The organism is Arthrobacter sp. B0490, assembly GCF_002929355.1.
Lineage (GTDB): Bacteria > Actinomycetota > Actinomycetes > Actinomycetales > Micrococcaceae > Arthrobacter_D.
On record NZ_PJIR01000008.1, the window covers coordinates 42,577 to 63,891 of the forward strand.

Sequence of the window (21,315 nt, forward strand, 5' to 3'; positions counted from 1 at the left end):
CGTGCGGCGGGCTCCCTGTGGGTGGCGCCGGGTGATGCTGCCTGTGACTCCGTGGGCGGCTCTGCGGGCTACGCGCCGCTCTTCAGCAGGGCGTGCCGCGGACTGTCGGGATTCATCAGCGAGTGCTTCCGGCCGTAGAAGAAGTACACGGCGAGGCCGATCAGGAGCCAGATGCCGAACCGCACCCAGGTCTCCCAGTGCAGCTGCAGCATCAGGAACAGCGACGCGAGGACACCGAAGGCGGGGACGATCGGCATCAGCGGCAGCCTGAAGGTGCGGGGGACCTCGGGCCGCGTACGGCGCAGCACGATCACCGCGATGCAGACGACGACGAACGCCGCGAGGATGCCGATGTTGGTGAGGTCCGCGACGGCGCGGATGGGGAAGACACCGGCGAGCAGGGCCGAGGCGATACCGGCGATCCAGGTGACCCGCTGCGGCGTGCCGTTCTTGTCCGTCGTGGAGAACCAGGCCGGCAGGAGACCGTCGCGGCTCATCGAGAACCAGACGCGCGTCACGCCGAGGAGGAAGGTCAGCATGACGGTGAGGATGGAGATCACCGCGAAGGCCGAGATGATCGTCGCGACGACCGGGAGGCCGACGGACTGGAACGCCGAGGCGAAGCCGGCCGTGGGGCTGATGTCCTGGTAGTTCTGCATGCCCGTGAGGACGAGGGTCGCGAGGACGTACAGCACCATGGCGATCAGGAGGGACAGGAGAATGGCCTTCGGCATGTGCTTCTTGCCGTCCGTCGCCTCCTCCGCCGCGGTGCTCATGGCGTCGTAGCCGAAGACCGCGAAGAACACGGTGGCCGCACCGGTGAACACGGCGCCGAAGCCCGACGGCAGGAACGGCGAGTAGTTCTCGGCGTTGACGTAGAAGAATCCGAGGCCGACGATCCCGAGGATGAGCAGGATCTTGAGGCCCACGGCGATGAGCTCGAAGCGGCCGAAGGTCTTGGTGCCGCGGCTGAGGATGAACGTGATGATCAGGCACACCACGATCGCGGGGACGTTGATCACGCCGCCCTCGATGGTGTCCGGGGTGCCCTGCATCCAGGTGGGCACGGTGACGCCGATGCCGGACATGAACTCGGCGAAGTACCCCGAGATGCCGATGGCCACGACCGCGACGATGGCGATGTACTCGAGCAGGAGGTCCCACCCGATGAACCATCCGATGATCTCACCGAGCGCCACGTAGCCGTACGTGTAGGCCGATCCGGCGCGGGGGATCATCCCGGCGAACTCCGCGTAGGACAGCGCCGCTGCAGCGCTGGCGAGCCCGGCGACGAGGAAGGAGAGCAGGACGGCCGGCCCGACGGGCGTGCCGTCCGGTCCGCCGTTCGCCACGAGGCCGGCGAGCGTGAAGATCCCCACGCCGATGATGCCGCCGACGCCGATGGCCGTCAGCTGCCAGAGGCCGAGGCTCTTGAACAGGCCCGAGCGGCCCGTCTCGTCCTCGACGTTGTCGATGGGCTTGCGCCGCAGAACCGATTGCGATCCCCGCGCCCCTGAGCTGTCCGACATCGTCATCCTTTCCTAGGAGGGGTGTGCACTGTGCATCCAGCAAGTATGGAGCCGGCTGTCGGTCCGCGGAAGCAGGCGTTCCTGAAGGGAAAGCGTTGGTTCTCCTTAACCTTCGCCGGACGGGGGACGGCGCAGCGCGTGCAGCAGGAGGCCGAGATACCGCTCGAAGCCGTCGGACCGGTCGGCGGGTTCGGGCGGAAGGGAGCCGAGCATGCGGATCAGGGCCAGCAGGTCCTGTGCCGTCAGGTCCGTCCGGGCGCCGCCGTCGTTCCTCAGCCGGGACGCCAGTTCCTCGGCGGTCGGCGTGATGCGCTCGCGGAGGAGGGCGAGGCCGGCCGACACGAAGCGGGGATCGTGCAGCAGTTCGCGGAGCCCCCGGTCCTCCAGCTGCATGCGTGCGGCGGCGCCGACGAAGAGTCTCGCGGCCGTCCACGGGTCGGCGGTCCGGAGCGCGGACGCCGCGACGGCGTCGACGTCCGCGACGCGCTGCTCGAGGATCGCCTCGATGAGCGTCCGGCGGTCCGGGAACCTGCGGTACACGGTCCCGACCCCCACGCCGGCCTCGCGGGCGATGTCCTCGAAGCTGCAGTCCGCCCCCCGGACGGCGAACATGCGCCGCGCCGCCGCGAGGACCACCTCCCGGTTGCGCCGGGCGTCCCGTCGCAGCGGGCGCTCGACGGCGCCCGGTCCGGGAGCCTCAGGGGGGCGGGGCATGCGGGGCCGCCCGGTGCAGCCGGAAGGTCAGGAAGAGCCGGTGGGCGGTGATGACGACGGCGAGCCAGGCGATCCCGAGGGTCCAGGCCACCAGGACGTCGGTGAGCCAGTGGTGGCCGAGGTAGACGCGGCTGAGGCCCATGCTCACCGCGAACAGGACGGCGAGCGTGATCGTGAGGGTTCGGGTGCGCTTGCGGTGCTGCCGCACCACGAGCAGGTAGGCGACGACGCCCGCGATCACGAGGGCGTTCAGCGAGTGGCCGCTGGGGAACGACGGCGACGACTCGTAGGGCGGGACGGCGAGTTCGATCGGCGGGCGGAGCCGACCGATGGCGTCCTTCCCGGCGACGGTCATCAGCAGGGAGCCGAAGGCCGCGGCGGGCAGCAGGATCACGGGGATCCACGATCTGCGGCGGACGGCGAGCAGCACCATCACGGACACGGCGAGGATGGGCATGCCGATCGGCCCGCCGATGTGGGTGTAGCCGGTGATGACGGCGTCGAGCCAGTCCTGGCGCAGTGAGACGGCGAGGTCCAGGGCAGGACGATCGAGGGCGGCGACGCCGTCGGACTCGACGACCGACTCGTACACCTCGGCCGACACGGCCGTCAGGGCCGCGGCGATGCCCCCGCCGATCGCGATCAGGAGCAGCAGCGCCCCGTGCGGTCCGACCCATCGGGCGAGCGGACGGACGCACTGCACGAGGAAGCGGCCGACCGGCGACTTCCAGCGGGTGAGGTCCCGTGGTCCTACGTACTGGTCCTGGTGGGCTGGCATCCAACGACTCTATGCCGCCGGTGCGCGTGACGGGACACGGACGGGCACGGCGGAGGGCGGTTTGCGCCCGCGGAGGCCGCGTGTGCTCCGGGCCGACTAGGCTGGCCGCATGAACGAGCCAGGCCTGATCCGCGACCTCGTCCGCGGCGTCCCCGTCTTCCCCGACGACATGCCGCCCTTCGACCCGCAGGCCGCGCCCGGCTCGCCGGTCGACCTGTTCGTGGAGTGGCTGACGCGCGCCGTGGAGGACGGCGTCGCGGCACCGCACGCGGTCACGCTCGCGACCGTGGGCGACGACGGCATGCCGGACGCGCGCGTTGTGATCCTCAAGGACCTCACCCCGGCCGGGTGGCAGGTGGCCTCCAGCCTGGACAGCCCGAAGGGGCGGCAGCTCGCCGCGAACCCCTCGGCGGCCCTCACCTTCTTCTGGCCCGCGGCGGGTCGGCAGGTGAGGATCCGCGGATCGGTCTCGACCGCCACCGCCGAGGAGAACGACGCCGACTTCCAGCGCCGGCACCCCGTGGCGCGGGCACTCGTGCTGGCCGGATCCCAGAGCTCCGTCCTGCGCAGCAGGGAGGAGCTCGACGCCGCGGTCGGGGAGCAGGTGGAGCGTCTCGAGGCGGCGGACGGCCTCGCCTCGACCACGTGGACGGTCTTCACCGTGGCGCCGGACGCCGTCGAGTTCTGGCAGGCGGACCAGGAGCGCCGGCACGTCCGCCTCCTGTATTCGAGGTCCGGCGAGGGATGGCGCCGGGAGCTGCTCTGGCCGTAGGCCGGCCCGTCAGGTCACCGGGCGCCTCCCGTGTGCTCCGTCAGGCGCCCGCTCCCGCCACCGGTTCCCCGACGCGCACGCGCAGCTTGTGCACGAAGTCGAGCTTCGCGACGACGGCGGGCGGCAGGACGAACGGGTACAGGTCGTTGGCACCCATGCTGCGGTTGACCTGGTTGAGCGCCACGGAGAGCGGGATCCACGTCTCGCGGACCACGTCGCCGAAGTCCTCCGAGCTGTTCGGGCCCGGACCCTCGGCGAGCCCGTACTGCAGGGCCGTGTCGACCGTGTCGCAGATGTGGAGGTAGTGCGCGAAGGTCTCGGCGAAGTCCTCGTAGGGGTGCATCGTCGCGTACGTGGAGATGTGGTCCTGCCGCCAGTCCTCGGGTGCGCCCTCGGCGTAGTGCCGCTCGAGGGCGTCCTGGTAGCTGGTCCGGTCGTCGCCGAAGATGCTGCGCGCCCGGTCCGTCAGGGCAGCATCGGAGAACACGAGTGTCCCCTCGAAGTAGTGGCCGGTCTCGTGGCGGAAGTGCCCCAGCATGGTGCGGTAGGGCTCCTCGAGCGTCGCCCGCATCTTCTCGCGGTGGGAATCCACGGTCTCCGCCAGGTCGATGGTGATGAGGCCGTTCTGGTGCCCGATCACCACCTTCTCCTCGACGCTGGAGAGCAGGTCGAACGCGAGGCCCCGCTCCGGGTTCCGGACGCGGTCCTCGATCGGCAGGCCGAGGACGTCGAGTTCGTGGACGAGGTGCCGCTTGGACCGTTCGGCGTCGAGGAACTGGGCGAGGCCGGTGGTGTCGTGGTCCGCCGGGCGGGTGCGGGTGAGGTTGCAGCTGAAGCACTCGTCGCCCTCCTCCCCGACCAGCCAGGTGCAGCCGGACAGCGTCAGGTTGACGCAGCGGCGCAGGGACCGGCCCTCGAGGTCGCGGTACACGCCGTCGTCGTCCAGGGGTGTGATGGCCCGCTCGCCGCGGTGGAACCCGAGCTGCGTGCCGCAGGCGAGGCAGCGGGAGTTCTCGAAGAACAGGGGCGCCGAGCAGACGGCGCAGGTGAAGCGTTGCATGGGGATTCCTGGTTCCGGGTGGTGGAGGTCAGCTGAAGAAGACGATGCGGATCAGTGCGGCCGTGCCGATGACGAGGATGGTGGCACGCAGCGCGAGGGGGGAGAGCCTGCGGCCCACGCGGGCCCCGAGGAACCCGCCGAGGGTGGCGCCGACGGCGATGATGAGCACCAGCGCCCAGTTGATGGAGCTCCAGGCGAACACCATGAACGTGACCGCCGCGACGCCGTTGACGGCGGTGGTGAGGACGTTCTTGATGGCGTTGATCCGCTGGAGGCTCTCGATGGTGACCATGCTCATCAGGCCGACGATGAGGATGCCCTGCGCCGCCCCGAAGTAGCCGCCGTAGACCCCCAGGACGCCGATGCCGGCGAGCAGGAGCAACGAACGACGCCGGGAGGCAGCGGCGTCGGGAGCGGCCTCGCCGGCCTTCGCGGCCGCGGCGCGCTGCACGCGCGGAGCCAGCGCCACCATGACGAGCCCGATGATGATGAGGATGGGCACGATCGCCTGGAAGGCTTCCGCCGGCAGCACGAGCAGCAGGAGCGCACCGACCAGGCCGCCGAGCGCCGACATCGGCAGCAGCCTCAGGAGGAGCCGCTTGTTCGCGACGATCTCGCGGCGGTATCCCCACGAGCCGGACAGCCCACCACCCACGAGTCCGATGTTGTTCGAGATGTTCGCGACGATCGGCGGATAGCCGAACAGGAGGAGGGTCGGGAAGGTCACCAGGGTCCCGGACCCCACGACGACATTGATCATGCCTGCCCAGAAACCGGCGGCGAGGATCACGGCGATCTCGAGCAAGCGGGGGACGTCCTCTCAGGTCCGGGAAGGGCGCTCCCGTCGGCGCCGGCATCAGCAGAACGGCCGGCGGGAAGGCACCCGGGCAAGGACATGCCCGTCGCCCGGCCGGACCGGGGTGTCAGTGGCCGAACTCGTCCGAGTCCACGATCTCCGCGTCGCCGCTGTCCAGGGTGTAGAGGCGAGCCAGCTCCTCCCCCGAGAGTTCGAAGTCGAAGACGTCGAGGTTCTCCGCCAGGCGCTTAGGGTCGGACGACTTCGGGATGGCGACCATGCCCTGCTGGACGTGCCAGCGCAGGACCACCTGTGCGGGCGTGCGCCCGTGCGCCCGTGCGATCGCCACGAGACCCGGGTCCTCCAGGAGCCCGCTGCCCTGGCCCAGCGGGCTCCAGGATTCCGTCACGATCCCGTGGTCGTTGTGGAAGGCGCGTTCCTCGATGCGGGGCCGCTGCGGGTCGAGCTGGATCTGGTTGACGTCGGGCACGATCCCGGCGTCGAGGACCTGCTGCAGGTGCGCGGGCTTGTAGTTGGAGGTGCCCACCGCGCGGACGAGGCCCTCCTCCAGGAGACCCGCGATGCCCTGCACGGCCTCCACCTGGCGGCCCTGGCCCGGGTTGGGCCAGTGGACGAGCAGCAGGTCGATGTAGTCGAGGCCCAGCAGGCCGGCGCTGGTCTCGAAAGCCCGCCGCACGCCGTCCTTGCTGTGGTGCTCGCTGTTGAACTTCGTGGTGATGAACAGCTCCTCGCGGGGAACGCCCGAACGGCGGATGCCCTCGCCCACGCCCTTCTCGTTGCGGTAGTTCTCCGCGGTGTCGATCAGCCGGTACCCGGTCTCGATCGCGAGGCTCACGGTGTCCGCCGCCGCCGCATCGTCCAGCGGCCAGGTGCCGAGTCCGAGGAGGGGGAGATGGGCGCCGCTGCGCAGCTGGACGGTGGGGGCCGGTGCCATGGTGGGACTCCTGGTCGAGGGATGGTGTCCGCACCAGCCTTCCCCGCCTGCACTCCAACCGTCAACCGGGCACGGGCCCGCGGCCCGACGGCAGGGAACGTGTAGGCGAGGACCCGCGGCCGCGGGTCACCTGCAGCTAGCCGACCAGCCGTCGGGGGTCGTACCGGATGGCATCGTGCGCCGCGGGCGTCCCGCCGTACGTGGCGCGCGGCGGACGGCCCGGCGTGCCGCCTGCCAGCAGATCGTCGACCAGTTCGTTGACGGCACCCGCGATGCAGTCGCGTTCCTCGCCCGTCAGGGGGACGAGGCCGTGGAGATAGGCGTCCAGCTCCAGCTCGTCGAAGAAACCGCCGGAATTGAGGTAATGCAGGTGCACCTCGGCGAGCGTCAGGCACGACGCCGCCATGGCTCTCCGGGCGGTCTGGAACTGCAATGCAGGCTCCCTCAGGGGCAGGATCACCCGGGCGCCGACGGCGGGGGTGTTGCGATCACGCTAGTCCCACCGCCGTCAAGCCCTGCCGGGCGCAGCATCAAGATTTGTTCAAGCCGCATGCCCGACCCATAACAGGGCCGCCGGGGATATAGTAAGGGTACGTAATTTCCCATCCGGAAAGAATGTGCCTATAGTTTCGGGCAGGGCCTAGCAGCGGGCCATCGAACCACCAGTGTGGAGCTGACCATGGAAACATCCTCTATCGTCGATTACCGTCCGCAGCCGGCACAGCCCGCTGACACGGACCAGGTGGGTTGGGGTGCCGTCCCCCGGATCTCGCCCAGCCCCCTCCCTCGCACCGAGGACACGGAATTCCCCGAGGACCTGACCGTCGTGTCGACGCGCCAGCTCCGTGTGCTGTGCAACCAGACCTACCGCCTGCTCGATCGGGACTTCCCGCCGATGGAGGCCGTGCACCACTACGAGATGCTGGTCGAGGAGATCGAGCGCCGAGAGGTCCAGGCAGAGGTGCGCTCCGCCCCCGTGAGGACCCGCAGCGGCTTCCGGGACAACTCCCTCTTCGCCCGCTTCGAACTCTTCAGCGACGGCACCATGGTCGGCCACGTGAAGTACGAGATGAAGGGCGCCCACGCGGTCCTGATCCAGGCTGTCGTCGACCCGCGGTTCGACGCCGTCGACGTGGAGCCGGCCCTCATCCGCCAGGTGCTCCTCAACGCCCACCGCCGCCGTATCGCCGTCGTCCCCTACTGCCCGCGGGTGCGTGAATTCCTGGCGGAATTCCCGCAGTACCGCGCCCTCCTGCCGGTCGACCAGCGGAAGCGGCTCGAGGCGACGATCCGCGCCGCGGGCGACGCCTAGCCCGCGCTCGGCGGCGCGGCCACCAGGAAGCGGTTGCGGACGCCGATGAGGTGACGCAGGTACGGCCGGAGGAAAGCGCGCTCCGCCGCCATGCCGGCCACCCCGAAGGGTGCCGAGAACTCGATCCTGTCGGTCATCGTCGTGACACCGTCCGACGCCGAGAACTCGTGCACGTGCCGGAAGGCACGGAACGGGCCGCTGAGTTGCTCGTCGACGAAGCGGTGCGGGGCGTCGAACTCCGAGATGACGCTCGTCATCCGGATCGGGAGGCCGAAGTGCCAGGCCCGCCACGTGACCTGCTCGCCGTCGCCGATCAGCCCGCTCGTCACCCCTCCGATGGCGCGTTCCCGGGAGAAGCGCATCGATCCGACGTGGGCGTCGATGCTGCGTGCACGGTCGAACAGTTCGGACGGGCCGACGGGGGTCGTCGTCGTACAGGTGAAGGCGACGGTCATGCCGCCAGTATCGCAGCCCGGCGTGGGTCGGCTGCGACACCGGCGGCGGGACCTGCCGTTCAGGGGCGCACGAGCATCTTGCCCGTGTTCGCGCCGCCCATCATGTCCAGGAAGGCGCGGACCGCGTTCCCGATGCCGTCCACGACGGTCTCGTCGAACACGACGCTCCCATCGGCCAGCCAACCCGTCATCTTCGCCGCGAACTCGGCCTGCAGGTCCTGGTGCTGCCCGACGATGAAGCCCTCCAGCTTGAGGGAGTTCTTGACGAGATTGGCCATGTTGTCGGGGCCCGGCGTGCGCTCGGTGTTGTTGTACTGGGAGATGGCGCCGCACAGGGCGGCGCGTCCACCGCGGTTCAGGCGGTCCAGGGCCGCCTCCAGGTGGTCCCCGCCGACGTTGTCGAAGTAGACGTCGATGCCGTCGGGGGTGATCTCGCGCAACTGCTTCCGCACGGGTGCGTCCCTGTAGTTGAACGCCTCGTCGTACCCGTACTTCTCCTTCAGGAGCGCCACCTTGGCGGCCGAACCCGCGGAACCGATCACCCGGGATGCGCCCAGCTTGCGCGCCACCTGTCCGGCGATGGACCCGACGGCGCCTGCCGCCCCGGAGATGAAGACGACGTCGCCCTCCTCCATACCCGCCACGCGCTTGAGGCCGGCGTAGGCGGTGAGGCCGGTCATCCCGGCCGCGCCGAGGAAGACCGACAGGGGCAGATCCGTCTCCGGCAGGGGGGAGAAGTGCCGGGCGGGACCCTGCGCGAGATCGCGCCAGCCGTCACCGTGGAGGACCGCGCTGCCCACGGGCAGGGCGGCGGAGGTGGACTCCACGACCCTGCCCACCGCGCCGCCCGTCATGGTCTCGCCCAGCCCGAACGGCGGGATGTAGGACTTCGCCTCACTCATGCGGCCGCGCATGTACGGATCGACGGACACGAACTCGTTGCGGACGCGTACCTCGCCGGAGCCGAGGTCGGGCAGTTCCACCTCCACCGTGGCGAAGTCGTCCGGGGTCGGGGTGCCGACCGGGCGTGAGACGAGCTGGATCTGGGTGCTGGTGGTCATGACTGCTCCTCGTGCTGGATTGTTTCCTTCTGGCGGGAACCACTGAAACGGAGAGAATATTCCGTTTCCTCGGGAGTCGCCCGGACGCGATCGACGGGCATGTTACTGGTGAGTAATATAGCGGGCATGCACCTGATCTTCCGTACGATGCTGCAACTGTTCACCTCCGGCAGGCGCCCGGCGCTCGGTATCTGGGATCCCGGCAGTATCGACCTGCGGGTCCTCCTGACCGACATCGACATCGCGATGCACATGAACAACGGCATGTACTTCTCCGTGTTCGATCTCGGGCGCTTCGACCTCATGGTGCGCAGCGGTGTCTGGCGGACGATGCGCGCCCGCGGGTGGAGTCCCGTCGCTGCAGGGGAGACGATCAGCTTCCGCAAGTCGCTCCAGCTCGGCCGGCGGTACTCGATCGAGACCCGCATCCTCGGCCTCGACGAGCGCGCCATCTACTTCGAGCAGCGCGCGGTGGCCGACGGAGAGATCTACGCGCGGGCCGTGATCGCCACGCGCCTCGTCTCGGGCGCGGGTCCCGTGAGCAACGAGGAGATCATCGCGGCCTTCGGTGCGCCCCCCGAGGAGCTCGTGCTGCCCGAGTGGGTCCAGGAATGGCGCCTCAACAACACACTCCCGAGTACCCGCAGGCCTGCCCCGCATTCCTGGTGATCGTCCGGGCCGGTACTTGCCCCCATGGCGCGACGTCAACTAATGTTGACGCATGGAGGTGGAGCGCATGAAGACTCTCGTCGGGTCGATGGATGGGAAGGGACCAGCCGATTCCCTGCAGGTGATCGCCGAACTGCACCGGGAGGTGGGAAGGGCCGAGGCCGGTCTCGTCCGCAGCGCCCGCCAGGCAGGACTGTCCTGGGAGGCGATCGCGCAGTCCCTGGGCGTGAGCAAGCAGGCCGTGCACCGCAAGTACGGCAAGCGGTAGGGGCGCCGAGGCACGGTACGCACGAGGGAGGCGGCCCGTTCGCGGGCCGCCTCCCTCGTCTCCTCGATCCGTCAGGAGCCCGGTGGGCCGTGGCGGTTCCTAGCTCCCCGTCAGGGTCCCGGCGCACGACTCCGCTCGGGGCGGGGGAGGAGTCACCGGTCGGCGGTCCTCGCCGTCCTGCCGCGTACCAGGTGCTGTACGCCGTACAGGGCGAGTCCCAGTGCGAGGAGGATCCCCGCGCGGAGCCAGATCTCACCCGTCTGCTGCGTGAGCAGCAGGACACAGGAAGCGATCGCGAGATACGGGAAGACCACCGCGATGCGGAAGTGCTGGTGGTCCACCTCGTCCTTCCGCAGCACGATCACGGCGATGTTCGTGCTGAGGAACACGAACAGCAGGAGCAGGACCACGGTCTGCGACAGCGACTCGAGCCCTCCCGTGAGCGTCAGCACCATGGCCACGAGGGTGGTCGCGACGATGGCGACCCAGGGGGTGCGGCGGTTGGGGAGCACGCGGTCGAAGACGGACGGGAAGAGTCCCTGCTCCGCCATGCCGTAGGTCAGGCGGCTCGACATGATCATGGTCAGCAGGGCGCCGTTGGCGACGGCGATGAGGGCCACCAGGCTGAAGAGCCAGGTGGGGATTCCCGCGCCGGTGGCCGCGACGACGTCGAGCAGGGGTGAACTGGAGCCGGCGAGCTGGTCGGGGGCGAGGGCCGCGGAGGACGCGAGCCCGATGAGGAGGTAGACGACGCCGGCCGTCAGGAGGGCGCCGAAGATGGCGCGGGGGTAGACGCGGCTGACGTCCTGGACCTCCTCGGCGACGTTCGCCGACACCTCGAACCCGACGAAGGAGTAGTAGGCGATGAGGGAGGCGGACAGGACGGCGGATGCCGCGCTGACGCCGGGAGGGAACTCGCTGACGCGCGAGATGTCTCCGTTGCCGCCCGCCACGAAGATGCCCACGACGACGATGACCAGCACGAGACCCGAGACCTCGACGACGGTCATGACGACGTTGCTGCGGACCGATTCCTTGATCCCGCGCATGTTGAGCAGGGCCAGGAGGGCGAGGAACACCAGGGCGGCGGGCACGGCCGGCACGTCGATGAAGGTCGTGAGGTACCCGCCGGCGAAGGCCTGTGCGAGGCCCGCGGCGCTGGTCACGCCGGCGGCGAGCATGCAGAAGCCCACGAGGAACGAGATGAACGGCTTCTTGAACGCGCGGTCGGCGAAGACCGCGGCGCCGCCGGCCTTCGGGTACTTCGTCACGAGCTCGGCATAGGATCCGGCGGTCAGCAGGGCCAGGGCCAGGGCCACCATGAGGGGGACCCAGATGGCGCCGCCCACCTCGGCCGAGATCACGCCCACGAGCGCGTAGACGCCCGCGCCGAGGACGTCCCCGAGGATGAAGAGGTACAGCAGCGGGCCCGAGATGCCGCGCTTCAATCTGGTATCGGGAACCTGCTCTGTGATGGCCATGGGGCCAGTCTAGGTGGGAGTACTAAGCCGGCTGGCTATTCCGTCCTCCGGTATACCACTCGGCGCGCCAGGATGACCACCTGTCGCGGAATGGCGACCGGCGGGTGTGACGCACAGCATAATTGCCTGTATCAACGATGGCCGGCGTCGGCCACTCATGCTGACAGAGAGGTTATCGATGAGCTGGCTAGACCGCGAGCACACCATCGCGCCACCGGGATACAACCGCTGGCTCATCCCGCCGGCCGCGCTGGCGGTCCACCTGTGTATCGGGCAGGCATACGCGACCAGCGTGTACAAGACGGCGCTGACGGCCCACTTCGAGGCGACCCTGACGCAGATCGGCATCATCTTCTCGATCGCCATCGTAATGCTGGGGCTGTCCGCAGCCGTGCTCGGCACCTGGGTGGACCGCAACGGGCCCCGCAAGGCGATGGCGACGTCGGCCGTGTTCTGGACCTCCGGCTTCCTGGTCGGAGCCCTCGGCATCTTCACCGACCAGCTGTGGCTCGTCTACCTCGGGTACGGCTTCATCGGCGGTATCGGCCTCGGCATCGGTTACATCTCGCCGGTGTCCACGCTGATCAAGTGGTTCCCCGACCGTCCGGGCCTCGCCACAGGCATGGCCATCATGGGCTTCGGCGGCGGCGCCCTCATCGCGAGCCCGCTGTCCACGCAGCTGCTGCGCATGTACGACCCGAACTCCGGCGCGGAAGGCTGGGTGGCCAGCGGCGACGCCGTCGGCAAGCTGTTCCTGACCCTCGCCGTCGTGTACTTCGTCTACATGATGTTCGGCGCGTTCACCATCAAGGTGCCGGCCGACGGCTGGAAGCCCGAGGGCTTCGACCCCTCACAGCTCAAGTCCAAGCCGCTCGTCACCACCGACAACGTGTCCGCCGCGAACGCGATCAGGACCCGCCAGTTCTGGCTCGTGTGGATCGTCCTGTTCTGCAACGTCACGGCAGGCATCGGCATCCTCGAGCAGGCGTCTCCCATGATCCAGGACTTCTTCCGCGGCGCGGACGGCACGACGGCGGTCTCCGTCGCGGTGGCCGGCGGCTTCGTGGGCCTGCTGTCCATCGGCAACATGGGCGGACGCTTCGTCTGGTCGACGACGTCGGACCTCATCGGCCGCAAGCGCATCTACATGGTCTACCTCGGGGTGGGAGCTGTCCTCTACGCGGTGCTCGCCCTGGCCGGATCGTCCACCACCCTGCTGTTCGTCGTCCTGGCCTTCGTCATCATCTCGTTCTACGGCGGCGGCTTCGCCACCGTCCCGGCGTACCTCCGGGACCTCTTCGGTACGTACCAGGTCGGTGCGATCCACGGCCGTCTGCTCACCGCATGGTCGGCCGCCGGCATCGCCGGACCGCTGATCGTGAATGCGTTCCTCGACGCGCAGGGCACCCCGGGGGAGCTGACGGCCGGCGCCTACCAGCCCGCGCTGCTCACCATGGTGGGCCTGCTGATCGTGGGGTTCATCGCCAACCTCCTGGTCAGGCCGGTCGATCCCCGCTTCCACGAACCCGTCCCGGAAGCACCCCGAGAATTCGCGAAGGAGGCCTGACATGACCGGAGCACGCATCGCCGCCGTCTGGGCGCTCGTAGGAGTGCCCCTCGCCTACGGCGTCTTCCAGACGCTCACCCGTGTGGCGGCCCTGTTCGGCGGCTGACCCGGGCGCCGGGGGGTCGGCTCCGGAGGGGCTTCGGACCGCCGACGGTGCGGGCAGCCGACGTTCCGTGCCGGCCGATGCTCCGTTGCCGCCGCGCCGGGTGCCCAGCCCCGGTGCAACGCCCCCGCGGGTCTGCCCTGCCGCGCCGGGTGTGCGGCCGGGGCTACCGTTGGAGCAGGCTACCCGGGAGGACGAATGCGGAGCACGAGCAGGCAGCAGGTCGACGCCCTCGAGCGAGGTGATCTCCCTCCGCTCGACCGGGTGCGGGACGACGTCTGGGCCCTGGCGCAACCCATGCCGGGCGGTCACCTCGCCTACTCCTTCACATACCTGCTGCGGGACGCGGACGGCGGTGTCCACGTCATCGACCCCGGATGGGACTCGGACTCGAACTGGGACCGGCTGACCGCCGCGCTCGCGGAGATCGCCCCCGGCGCGGTGGGCGCCGGGGCCGTCACCGGCATCACCGGCACGCACCTGCATCCGGACCACGTGGGGATGGCCGCCCGCCTGCGGGGAGCGTCCGGCGCACCGCTGGCGATGCACGCTGTCGAGCGCCGGGCGCTCGAGCGGCACCGGGTCCGGCAGTTCGACGTCGACGAGGCCCTCGGACGCCTGGCGGACTGGGGTGTCCCGGCGGGGCGCCGCAGGGAACTGGCGCAGGACGTCGACCGGTCTCCCGAAGAACTGGTGCTGGTCGTCGACCGGGAACTCGATGACGGGGACCTCCTGGCCGTCGCCGGCTTCCGGGTCTCGGTGATGTCCACCCCCGGCCACACGGCCGGCCACCTCTGCCTCCGTGACGACGACCGGGACATCCTCTACACGGGGGACCACGTGCTGCCGACGGTGTTCCCCGGCCTCGGCCTCGGGGGAGCGACGCCGTCGAATCCGCTGGCCGACTACCTGGCGTCGGTGGAGCGCATCCTCCCCTACGGCGGGTACGAGGCCGCCCCCGGCCACGGCTACCTGTTCGCCGGACTCGGCGAACGGGCTGCCGCGTGCGCCGACCACCAGCTCGAACGGGCACGGGAAGTGGCGTCCGTCCTGGCCGGAAGCGGGGGAGGCCCGTCGGGGCCGACCGTCTGGGAGATCGCCTCGCGCCTCACCTGGACGGCGGGATGGGACGGCCTGCACGGATTCCAGCTGCTCTCCGCACTGTCCCAGACCAGGATGCACCAGGACTTCGTCAGCACGCACGGCCTGCCCTGACCACCGAAATCTTGGAACTTTTCCAGCGAATACGACCATAGGTGCCCTCGGCATCTATACGCTTCCTCCATGGACGCAGCAGCAGATACCGACGGGGTGGAATTCGACCGCGCCATCGAGGTGCTGGAGGAGCAGACGAGCGTGTTGTGGCGCCGGGAACGGACCACGTCCCACGCGCTCGCCAAGAACGTGCACCCGGAGATGGAACCCGCCGCCTACGGCATCCTGACCCTGCTGCAGCGCGAAGGATCACTGCGGGCGACCGACATCGCGACGAGCATCGGGGTGGGCAAGCCCTCCGTGAGCCGGCAGCTCGCCGGACTGGAACGGCTCGGGCTGGTCAGCCGCCAGCTCGACCCGCAGGACGCCCGCTCCCAGCGCGTCCTGCTGACGGCGCGGGGCCAGCAGCAGCTGGCCACCGCCCAGGCGGGCAGGCGCACCGCCTTCACCGCGCTCATGAACAGCTGGGACCCCGAGGACGTCGAGACGCTCGGACTGCTGATCGCCCGGCTCAACAGCACCTACACGAAGGACACCTGGTAGGGCGTCGCTCCTCCCCAGGAGGAATCGCGGTCCGGCCGGGCCGCACTTGGCGGCCGGATGGCGACGTCAAATCCGTGCTCGGGCGTGGCGCCGAATGTACCGCCTGCTTCTGCATGCCTAGATTGGAGGCATGGCCGATACGACGCAGCACGAAGAAGCAGCCCCCGCGGAACCCACGCCCCTCGAGCGCCTCGCCGAGGCGCATCGCGTGGGGACGAGGTTCAAGGGGTGGGACGGTCGCCCCGCGCGCGTCGCACCGGAGACCCTCGTCGCCGTCCTCGCGGCGCTCGGCGTCGACGCCTCCTCCGATGCCGCCGTCGGGCAGTCGCTGACGGACGTCGAGGACGGCCCGTGGCGCTCGGTGCTCCCTGCCGTCGTCGTCGTCCGCCAGAGCGACACGGATCCGGTGATACTGCACGTGCCCGCCGGCGCGGAGGTGGAGCTCCGGGCCGTCGACGAGGACGGCGTGCACTACACCGGCACGGTCGGCGAAGCCGTCGGAGCCCGGACCGTCGACGGACAGGACCTCGAGCGGCGGGAAGGCCTGCTGCCGCATGCACTGCCGCTCGGCTGGCACACGGTCTCCGCCCGTGTGGACGGGCGGGAGACGTCCTGCACCCTCGTGGTCACACCGGACCGGCTCAGCACGACGGCGGCGCTGACGGACTCCCGCACGTGGGGCCTCATGGCGCAGCTCTACTCCGTCCGCTCCTCCGAATCGTGGGGTATCGGCGACCTCTCCGATCTGGGCCGGCTGGCACAGGCCGCAGCAGGGCACGGCGGCGGCTTCGTCCTGGTCAATCCCCTGCATGCCGCAGAGCCCGTCCCTCCCGTGGAGCCCTCCCCGTACCTGCCCACCACGCGACGCTACTTCCACCCCCTCTACCTGCGCGTCGAGGACATCCCCGAGTACGCGAGGCTCGACGACGCCGCCCGGGCGCGGATCGGCGCGCTCGCCGCCGGATTCGCCGAGGCGAACACCGCGACCGAGCTGCTCGACCGGGACTCCTCCTATGCGGCGAAACTCGAGGCGCTCGAACTCGTGTTCGCCCACCCGCGCCCGGAACAGCGCCAGCACGCGTTCGACGCCTACCGCGCGCACCAGGGGCAGGGGCTGTCCGACTTCGCGCTCTGGTCAGCGCTCGCCGAGACCTACCCTCCGGGCGCCCCGGAATGGGACGAGGTCGGGCGGCCGGGTTCCGCGGGTGCCGGGGAGTACGCGGAGCGCCATGCGGCCCGCATCGAGTTCCACGAGTGGCTGCAGTGGCTCCTCGACGAACAGCTGCAGGAGGCCCAACTCGAGGCCACCGATGCGGGGATGCCCATCGGCGTGGTCCACGACCTCGCGGTGGGCGTCCACCCGAGCGGCGCCGACGCGTGGACGCTGCAGGACGTGCTCGCGGCCGGGATCAGCGTCGGTGCCCCGCCGGACATGTTCAACCAGCACGGCCAGGACTGGAGCCAGCCGCCATGGCACCCGGAACGCCTCGCCGCCTCCGGCTACGCCGCCTTCCGCGACATGCTCCGCAACATCCTGCGGCACGCAGGCGGTATCCGCGTGGACCACATCCTGGGGCTGTTCCGCCTGTGGTGGATCCCGCAGGGGGAGGCGCCGGGCGCGGGCGCCTACGTCTACTACGACCACAAGGCGCTGATCGGCATCCTCGTCCTGGAGGCCGAGCGGGCCGGGGCGGTCGTGGTGGGCGAGGACCTCGGCGTCTTCGAGCCGGGGGTGCAGGAGTACCTCGGCGAGCGCGGTGTCTTCGGCACCTCGATCCTCTGGTTCGAGCAGGACGAGGACGGCCCCCTTCCGCCCGAGGCCTACCGGGCGGGCTGCCTGACCACCGTGACGGTGCACGACCTCCCCCCGAGCGCGGGCTACCTGGCGGGCGAGCACGTGGTGCTGCGCGAGAGGCTGGGCCTGCTCAGCCGTCCGGTGGCCGAGGAGCAGGCGGCGGACCGCGCCGTCCAGGACAAGTTCCTCGCCCTCCTGCGCCGGCGCGGCCTCCTGGAGGGTGCATCGCCCGACGTGCGGCAGACCGTCGAGGCGCTCCACGGCTTCATCGCCCAGACCCCGTCGGTGCTGCTGGGCGTGGCGCTCGCGGACGCGGTGGGGGAGCGCCGCACCCAGAACCAGCCCGGCACCAGCGACGAGTACCCCAACTGGCGGATCCCGCTCGCGGACGCGGACGGCAAGGCCGTCCTCGTCGAGGACCTCGCCCGGAACCGGCGTTTCGCCTCGCTCGTCGCATCGCTGGGCCTCGCGGCCGACGGCCGGGGAACAGCAGGGCCGGCAGCCTGATGGCAAGGACAATCTGATGCGGCGGCCCCGCCGCGCCGCGTGATCGGATGGACGGATGGAGAGGCAACAGGCGTACGACGTCGTCATCGTGGGCGGAGGGGTGTCGGGGCTGAGCGCCGCGCTCGTCCTCGGACGGGCCCGGCGGGACGTCCTCGTCATCGACGCGGGAACGCCGCGCAACGCCCCCGCCGACGCGGCCTACGGATTTCTCACGAGGGACGGCACGGCGCCCAGGACCCTCGTGGCGCTGGGGCGGCAGGACCTCGAGCCGTACGGCGTGGAATTCCTCCACGGCAGCGCCGAGGGGGCCCGGGAGGTCGAGGAGGGCTGGTCCGTCACGACCGCGGACGGCCGATCGGTCCAGGGGCGGCACCTCGTGCTGGCCACGGGGCTCCGCGACGTCCTGCCGGACGTGCCGGGAGCCCGTGAGGCCTGGGGCAGGGGCCTGCTGCAGTGCCCGTACTGCCATGGCTGGGAGGTCAGGGACCGGCCTCTCGGCGTGCTGGGGTCCTCCCCGACGTCCCTCCACCAGGCGCTGCTGGTGCGGCAGTGGTCGGACGACGTGACGTTCTTCCCGCACGCCCTCGAACCGCTGTCGAAGGACGACGAGCGGCGCCTGCGCTCCCGCGGGGTGCGGATCGCCGAGGGGCGCGTCCAGGGCCTGGTGCTCGAGGCGGGGGACGACGACACCTCCCGGGCGCTGCGCGGCGTCCGCCTGGACGACGGGTCGCAGCACCCGTGTGCCGCCGTGTTCTGCGAGCCCGGCGCCGATGCCGCCCTGCCGTTCATCGACGCCCTCGGATGCGAGCTGCGGGACGACGGCTGCGTCTCCACCGACGACATCGGGCGCACCTCGGTGGACCGGGTGTGGGCCGTCGGCAATGCGGCGGACCCGGCGGCCCAACTGGTACCCGCCGCAGGCGACGCGTACCGGGTCGCCGTCGCCGTCAACGCCATGCTCGTGGAGGCCGACTGCGCGGTCTGCCTCGACGCGGAGGAAGCCGTGAGCGAGGGCGTCTGACAGGAGGAAGGGAGGCCCGGCGCGAGCCGGACCTCCCTTCCTCGTGCGAGCCCTACCCCTTGAGGTCGGGCCGGGTGTCCTCGTCCTGTGCCCCGAACGGCGTGTCCTCGACGTGGCGGGGATCGCCGCCGCTCGGGCCGGTGGTGCCGGCAGTCCCGGTGCTTCCCGCGTCCATGGCGGTGACGACCGGCGGTACGTCGAGGGGGAGGTCCCCGCTCGCCCCGATGTCCTTGCCCGGGGTGTCCGGGGACTTCGCCCCGTCCTTCGAGCTCCCGCCCTTCTTCAGCACGCCCTTGAGGGAGTCCTGGACCGCGGGCGCCTTGCTCTTCAGGGTGTCGGTGGTCGACGAGACCTTGTCCTGTACCTTCGGGTCGTTCCACAGCTTCTGCGCCTTCGACCGGAGCTGCTCGTAGCTCTCCCGGCCGGCCCGCGTGCCGAGGACGTAACCGGCGGCCATCCCTGCCGCGAAAACAAGTTTGTTCTTCATGCTCTTCTCCGATCGTTGGATTGCGTTGCCTTCGAATCTAGACCACCTCACCGACGTGGGCGAGGGGAGTTTTCCGCCTGCCGGTCCGCCGGCAGGGTCAGGAAGTGCGAAGCTCCGTAGCGGCGAGGTCGGCGCCCGCGCCGGTGGCTCCGGGCTGCCGGTCGCGCCGATCCAGTTCCTCGGTCAGTTCCTCGTGCCGGAACTCGGTCTCCGGGGCGGCCTCGCCGTCCTCGGCGTACTCATGGTCGAGCTCGCGGTGGATCCTGCTGTTCAGGACCTCCGCCTCGGCCAGATCGAGTGCGGTGAGATCCTGGGGGAAGTCCTCTGAGGGCGACAGTCTGCTGTTCATGGGGGCCTGTTCGGTAATACGGGGTGGACAGAGCTACCGGGCCCGCTTCAAGACCGCGCGTGACGGGCAGGGCCCGGCAGATCCCCACAGTATCGGTCCGTCACCGGGAACGGAAGTCGCAACCACCCTCCGGCGGTGGGCGCCACGTTGCTTTCGGCGGCCCGGGACGACGCAGCCCGCTTCCCCTGTCCGTGGCGGGCGCTACCCTTCCTACGGACCGGCCGACCGACGGCGGTGCGCCAGGCGGCGGGAGGGGATCATGCCCGAGGGTGACAGCGTCTTCCGCCTGGCCGTGCGCCTCCGGCGGTCGCTCGACGGCCGCACCCTCCTGCGGGGGGACCTGCGCGTCCCGGCGCACGCGACAGCCGCGCTGGACGGCCGGCGGGTCTTGCAGCATGTCACGCACGGAAAGCACCTGCTGACACGGTTCGACGGCGGACTCACGCTCCATACCCATCTGCTGATGCAGGGCTCCTGGACCGTCACGGCGCCGGGCCGGAGGCTGCCGCGCAGACTGCTGCCGGAGGCGCGCGTGATCCTCGAGGTGGCCGACGGGCCGACGGCCTACGGGCTGGACCTCCCCGTCGTCGACCTGCTGCCGACACGCGCCGAGCACGATGTCGTCGGGCACCTCGGGCCGGACCCGCTGCGGGACGACTGGTCGCCGGACGACGCGGCCCGCCGGCTCCGGCGCGACCCGGGCGAGCGCGTGACCGCGGCCCTGCTCGACCAGCGCAACGTCGCCGGATTCGGCAATCTGTGGGCGAACGAGCTCTGTTTCCTGCGCGGGCTCCACCCCGACACGGTCATGGCCGACGTCGACGTACCCGCCCTGGTGGCACTCGGTGCCCGCTGTCTCCGTTTCTCCGCCACGCAGCCCGGCGCGCACCAGGTCACCACGGGGAACACCCGCAGGGGTGAGCAGCACTGGGTGGCCGGCCGGGCCGGGAGGCCCTGCCTGCGCTGCGGGACGACAGTGCTCGTCCGTGCGGAGGTGCCGGGGGACCCGGGCCGGCGTCGTACCTGGTGGTGTCCGCGCTGCCAGCCTCCCGGCTCCTCCGGCTGACCGCGGCGGGGGCCGGCCCGGGAGTCGATCCTGGCCGTTCACCGGCGAGGCGCTGGGCATTTCCTGGACCGTGGACGACAATGGGTCCAGCCGCGGGTTCGAGGCTCCCGCGGCGGTTGTGCTGAGGGGATTGGATCATGCAGACACCGGCATTCACGAGCACCATCGCGTCGCAGGTCGAGGAGTTCACGCCGACCTTCGAGGCGCGCATCGGTCCGGAACTGGCCGCGGTCTTCGCCCGCGAACAGGAGGACCTGCGCCGGGCAGGGCTACCCGGCGGGATCGCGCAGGTGGGGGACCGGCTGCCCGACGCGCACCTGTACGACCGGGACGGGCACCGGATCGGGCTCGGCGAGGCCCTCGGGGCTGCAGCGGCCATCATCGTCTTCTACCGCGGCGCGTGGTGTCCCTACTGCAGCATCGCACTGAAGACCTACCAGCACGAGCTCCGTCCGGTCGTCGAGGCCTTCGGTACGCGACTCGTCGCGATCAGCCCGCAGGCGCCCTCGACCGCGATGCGTGCGGCCCGCGACGCGGGACTCCGCTTCACGATGTTCTCGGACAAGGGCAATGCGCTGGCAGCACACCTGGGCATCGTGACGGTGCCCAGCCCCGAGTCGGTCCATGCGCGGGCGGCGCTCGGCATCGACGTCGCCGGGTACAACATGGACCGCACGGCGGCCATCCCCTTCCCCACGGTGATCGTCGCCGACGCGACCGGGACCATCCGCCTGATCGACGTCCGGGTGGATTACACCACCCGGACAGAGACGTGCGACATCATCGACGCCCTCATCGCGCTGTAGCCAGGG

At 70.5% G+C, this 21,315-nt stretch carries 23 protein-coding genes; 11 read left to right on the top strand and 12 right to left on the bottom strand.

What is annotated here, in order from left to right:
• Positions 1-68 precede the first annotated feature (68 nt).
• From CXQ97_RS12950 to CXQ97_RS12960, 3 genes are all read right to left on the bottom strand, one after another.
• On the bottom strand, positions 69-1,529 hold the full coding sequence (locus CXQ97_RS12950) for an amino acid permease (RefSeq protein WP_104181422.1): 1,461 nt from the start codon (positions 1,527-1,529) through the stop codon (positions 69-71).
• 105 nt (positions 1,530-1,634) lie between these two features.
• Positions 1,635-2,243, bottom strand: coding sequence for a TetR/AcrR family transcriptional regulator (locus CXQ97_RS12955; protein WP_104181283.1), 609 nt, complete (start codon positions 2,241-2,243; stop codon positions 1,635-1,637).
• Complete coding sequence (locus tag CXQ97_RS12960) at positions 2,227-3,021, bottom strand: phosphatase PAP2 family protein (RefSeq protein ID WP_104181284.1); 795 nt, start codon at positions 3,019-3,021, stop codon at positions 2,227-2,229. Before CXQ97_RS12960 ends, CXQ97_RS12955 begins: the two co-directional genes overlap by 17 nt.
• 109 nt (positions 3,022-3,130) lie before the next feature.
• Here CXQ97_RS12960 and CXQ97_RS12965 point away from each other — a divergent pair, with 109 nt between their 5' ends.
• Positions 3,131-3,793, top strand: a complete 663-nt coding sequence (locus CXQ97_RS12965) for a pyridoxal 5'-phosphate synthase (RefSeq protein WP_104181285.1) — start codon at positions 3,131-3,133, stop codon at positions 3,791-3,793.
• A 40-nt stretch (positions 3,794-3,833) separates the two neighbouring features.
• On the opposite strand, the gene CXQ97_RS12970 is transcribed toward CXQ97_RS12965, so the two are convergent.
• The 4 genes from CXQ97_RS12970 to CXQ97_RS12985 form a co-directional block, all read right to left on the bottom strand.
• A complete protein-coding gene (locus tag CXQ97_RS12970; protein WP_104181286.1) occupies positions 3,834-4,853 on the bottom strand; it encodes a putative zinc-binding metallopeptidase in 1,020 nt (339 codons plus the stop codon).
• 28 nt (positions 4,854-4,881) lie between these two features.
• Positions 4,882-5,658: a sulfite exporter TauE/SafE family protein gene (locus tag CXQ97_RS12975; RefSeq protein ID WP_258062560.1), complete on the bottom strand. Its 777-nt coding sequence runs from the start codon at positions 5,656-5,658 to the stop codon at positions 4,882-4,884.
• A gap of 118 nt (positions 5,659-5,776) precedes the next feature.
• Complete coding sequence (locus tag CXQ97_RS12980; protein WP_104181287.1) at positions 5,777-6,604, bottom strand: aldo/keto reductase; 828 nt, start codon at positions 6,602-6,604, stop codon at positions 5,777-5,779.
• Between the two features lie 136 nt (positions 6,605-6,740).
• Positions 6,741-7,037 (bottom strand): hypothetical protein, encoded by a 297-nt coding sequence (locus CXQ97_RS12985; protein ID WP_146069645.1) that lies wholly within the window; start codon positions 7,035-7,037, stop codon positions 6,741-6,743.
• Between the two features lie 246 nt (positions 7,038-7,283).
• On the opposite strand from CXQ97_RS12985, the gene CXQ97_RS12990 reads away from it, so the two are divergent.
• Positions 7,284-7,916 carry a GNAT family N-acetyltransferase gene (locus CXQ97_RS12990; RefSeq protein ID WP_146069646.1) on the top strand — a complete coding sequence of 211 codons (633 nt, stop codon included), beginning with the start codon at positions 7,284-7,286 and terminating at the stop codon, positions 7,914-7,916.
• Here the strand turns inward: CXQ97_RS12990 and CXQ97_RS12995 are convergent.
• Positions 7,913-8,371 (bottom strand): SRPBCC family protein, encoded by a 459-nt coding sequence (locus CXQ97_RS12995; RefSeq protein ID WP_104181290.1) that lies wholly within the window; start codon positions 8,369-8,371, stop codon positions 7,913-7,915. The genes CXQ97_RS12990 and CXQ97_RS12995 overlap by 4 nt on opposite strands.
• 59 nt (positions 8,372-8,430) lie before the next feature.
• Complete coding sequence (locus tag CXQ97_RS13000; RefSeq protein ID WP_104181291.1) at positions 8,431-9,432, bottom strand: NADP-dependent oxidoreductase; 1,002 nt, start codon at positions 9,430-9,432, stop codon at positions 8,431-8,433.
• Between the two features lie 126 nt (positions 9,433-9,558).
• Here CXQ97_RS13000 and CXQ97_RS13005 point away from each other — a divergent pair, with 126 nt between their 5' ends.
• Together CXQ97_RS13005 and CXQ97_RS13010 are read left to right on the top strand one after the other, a co-directional pair.
• Entirely contained in the window at positions 9,559-10,101 is a 543-nt protein-coding gene (locus CXQ97_RS13005; RefSeq protein WP_104181292.1) for a thioesterase family protein, read from the top strand.
• A gap of 52 nt (positions 10,102-10,153) precedes the next feature.
• Positions 10,154-10,369, top strand: coding sequence for a transcriptional regulator (locus CXQ97_RS13010; protein WP_104181293.1), 216 nt, complete (start codon positions 10,154-10,156; stop codon positions 10,367-10,369).
• A 152-nt stretch (positions 10,370-10,521) separates the two neighbouring features.
• Here the strand turns inward: CXQ97_RS13010 and CXQ97_RS13015 are convergent, their stop codons facing one another.
• Positions 10,522-11,850, bottom strand: coding sequence for an APC family permease (locus tag CXQ97_RS13015; RefSeq protein ID WP_104181294.1), 1,329 nt, complete (start codon positions 11,848-11,850; stop codon positions 10,522-10,524).
• Positions 11,851-12,028: 178 nt separating this feature from the next.
• Between CXQ97_RS13015 and CXQ97_RS13020 the strand changes: the two genes are divergently transcribed.
• The 5 genes from CXQ97_RS13020 (at position 12,029) to CXQ97_RS13040 (ending at position 18,601) form a co-directional block, all read left to right on the top strand.
• Positions 12,029-13,417 (top strand): OFA family MFS transporter, encoded by a 1,389-nt coding sequence (locus CXQ97_RS13020; protein WP_104181295.1) that lies wholly within the window; start codon positions 12,029-12,031, stop codon positions 13,415-13,417.
• 301 nt (positions 13,418-13,718) lie between these two features.
• On the top strand, positions 13,719-14,735 hold the full coding sequence (locus CXQ97_RS13025) for an MBL fold metallo-hydrolase (RefSeq protein WP_104181296.1): 1,017 nt from the start codon (positions 13,719-13,721) through the stop codon (positions 14,733-14,735).
• Between the two features lie 69 nt (positions 14,736-14,804).
• Positions 14,805-15,278, top strand: coding sequence for a MarR family winged helix-turn-helix transcriptional regulator (locus tag CXQ97_RS13030; protein WP_104181297.1), 474 nt, complete (start codon positions 14,805-14,807; stop codon positions 15,276-15,278).
• 130 nt (positions 15,279-15,408) lie between these two features.
• On the top strand, positions 15,409-17,580 hold the full coding sequence (malQ, locus tag CXQ97_RS13035; protein ID WP_104181298.1) for a 4-alpha-glucanotransferase: 2,172 nt from the start codon (positions 15,409-15,411) through the stop codon (positions 17,578-17,580).
• A gap of 55 nt (positions 17,581-17,635) precedes the next feature.
• A complete protein-coding gene (locus CXQ97_RS13040) occupies positions 17,636-18,601 on the top strand; it encodes an NAD(P)/FAD-dependent oxidoreductase (protein ID WP_104181299.1) in 966 nt (321 codons plus the stop codon).
• A 52-nt stretch (positions 18,602-18,653) separates the two neighbouring features.
• Here CXQ97_RS13040 and CXQ97_RS13045 read toward each other — a convergent pair whose 3' ends face one another.
• A complete protein-coding gene (locus CXQ97_RS13045; protein WP_146069647.1) occupies positions 18,654-19,088 on the bottom strand; it encodes a YtxH domain-containing protein in 435 nt (144 codons plus the stop codon).
• Between the two features lie 97 nt (positions 19,089-19,185).
• The gene (locus CXQ97_RS13050) at positions 19,186-19,437 is read right to left on the bottom strand and encodes a hypothetical protein (protein WP_104181301.1); all 252 of its coding nucleotides are present in this window, start codon (positions 19,435-19,437) and stop codon (positions 19,186-19,188) included.
• Positions 19,438-19,696: 259 nt separating this feature from the next.
• Between CXQ97_RS13050 and CXQ97_RS13055 the strand changes: the two genes are divergently transcribed.
• On the top strand, positions 19,697-20,503 hold the full coding sequence (locus tag CXQ97_RS13055; RefSeq protein ID WP_104181302.1) for a DNA-formamidopyrimidine glycosylase family protein: 807 nt from the start codon (positions 19,697-19,699) through the stop codon (positions 20,501-20,503).
• 137 nt (positions 20,504-20,640) lie between these two features.
• A complete protein-coding gene (locus CXQ97_RS13060) occupies positions 20,641-21,309 on the top strand; it encodes a peroxiredoxin-like family protein (protein WP_104181303.1) in 669 nt (222 codons plus the stop codon).
• Positions 21,310-21,315 lie beyond the last annotated feature (6 nt).

What these genes read in the sequence shown, in the direction of transcription:
- CXQ97_RS12950 (WP_104181422.1), bottom strand. Translation starts at nt 1,529, where the DNA reads ATGTCGGACAGCTCAGGGGCGCGGGGATCGCAATCGGTTCTGCGGCGC.
- CXQ97_RS12955 (WP_104181283.1), bottom strand. Translation starts at nt 2,243, where the DNA reads ATGCCCCGCCCCCCTGAGGCTCCCGGACCGGGCGCCGTCGAGCGCCCG.
- CXQ97_RS12960 (WP_104181284.1), bottom strand. Translation starts at nt 3,021, where the DNA reads ATGCCAGCCCACCAGGACCAGTACGTAGGACCACGGGACCTCACCCGC.
- CXQ97_RS12965 (WP_104181285.1), top strand. Translation starts at nt 3,131, where the DNA reads ATGAACGAGCCAGGCCTGATCCGCGACCTCGTCCGCGGCGTCCCCGTC.
- CXQ97_RS12970 (WP_104181286.1), bottom strand. Translation starts at nt 4,853, where the DNA reads ATGCAACGCTTCACCTGCGCCGTCTGCTCGGCGCCCCTGTTCTTCGAG.
- CXQ97_RS12980 (WP_104181287.1), bottom strand. Translation starts at nt 6,604, where the DNA reads ATGGCACCGGCCCCCACCGTCCAGCTGCGCAGCGGCGCCCATCTCCCC.
- CXQ97_RS12990 (WP_146069646.1), top strand. Translation starts at nt 7,284, where the DNA reads ATGGAAACATCCTCTATCGTCGATTACCGTCCGCAGCCGGCACAGCCC.
- CXQ97_RS12995 (WP_104181290.1), bottom strand. Translation starts at nt 8,371, where the DNA reads ATGACCGTCGCCTTCACCTGTACGACGACGACCCCCGTCGGCCCGTCC.
- CXQ97_RS13000 (WP_104181291.1), bottom strand. Translation starts at nt 9,432, where the DNA reads ATGACCACCAGCACCCAGATCCAGCTCGTCTCACGCCCGGTCGGCACC.
- CXQ97_RS13005 (WP_104181292.1), top strand. Translation starts at nt 9,559, where the DNA reads ATGCACCTGATCTTCCGTACGATGCTGCAACTGTTCACCTCCGGCAGG.
- CXQ97_RS13010 (WP_104181293.1), top strand. Translation starts at nt 10,154, where the DNA reads ATGGAGGTGGAGCGCATGAAGACTCTCGTCGGGTCGATGGATGGGAAG.
- CXQ97_RS13015 (WP_104181294.1), bottom strand. Translation starts at nt 11,850, where the DNA reads ATGGCCATCACAGAGCAGGTTCCCGATACCAGATTGAAGCGCGGCATC.
- CXQ97_RS13020 (WP_104181295.1), top strand. Translation starts at nt 12,029, where the DNA reads ATGAGCTGGCTAGACCGCGAGCACACCATCGCGCCACCGGGATACAAC.
- CXQ97_RS13025 (WP_104181296.1), top strand. Translation starts at nt 13,719, where the DNA reads ATGCGGAGCACGAGCAGGCAGCAGGTCGACGCCCTCGAGCGAGGTGAT.
- CXQ97_RS13030 (WP_104181297.1), top strand. Translation starts at nt 14,805, where the DNA reads ATGGACGCAGCAGCAGATACCGACGGGGTGGAATTCGACCGCGCCATC.
- malQ (WP_104181298.1), top strand. Translation starts at nt 15,409, where the DNA reads ATGGCCGATACGACGCAGCACGAAGAAGCAGCCCCCGCGGAACCCACG.
- CXQ97_RS13040 (WP_104181299.1), top strand. Translation starts at nt 17,636, where the DNA reads ATGGAGAGGCAACAGGCGTACGACGTCGTCATCGTGGGCGGAGGGGTG.
- CXQ97_RS13045 (WP_146069647.1), bottom strand. Translation starts at nt 19,088, where the DNA reads ATGAAGAACAAACTTGTTTTCGCGGCAGGGATGGCCGCCGGTTACGTC.
- CXQ97_RS13050 (WP_104181301.1), bottom strand. Translation starts at nt 19,437, where the DNA reads ATGAACAGCAGACTGTCGCCCTCAGAGGACTTCCCCCAGGATCTCACC.
- CXQ97_RS13055 (WP_104181302.1), top strand. Translation starts at nt 19,697, where the DNA reads ATGCCCGAGGGTGACAGCGTCTTCCGCCTGGCCGTGCGCCTCCGGCGG.
- CXQ97_RS13060 (WP_104181303.1), top strand. Translation starts at nt 20,641, where the DNA reads ATGCAGACACCGGCATTCACGAGCACCATCGCGTCGCAGGTCGAGGAG.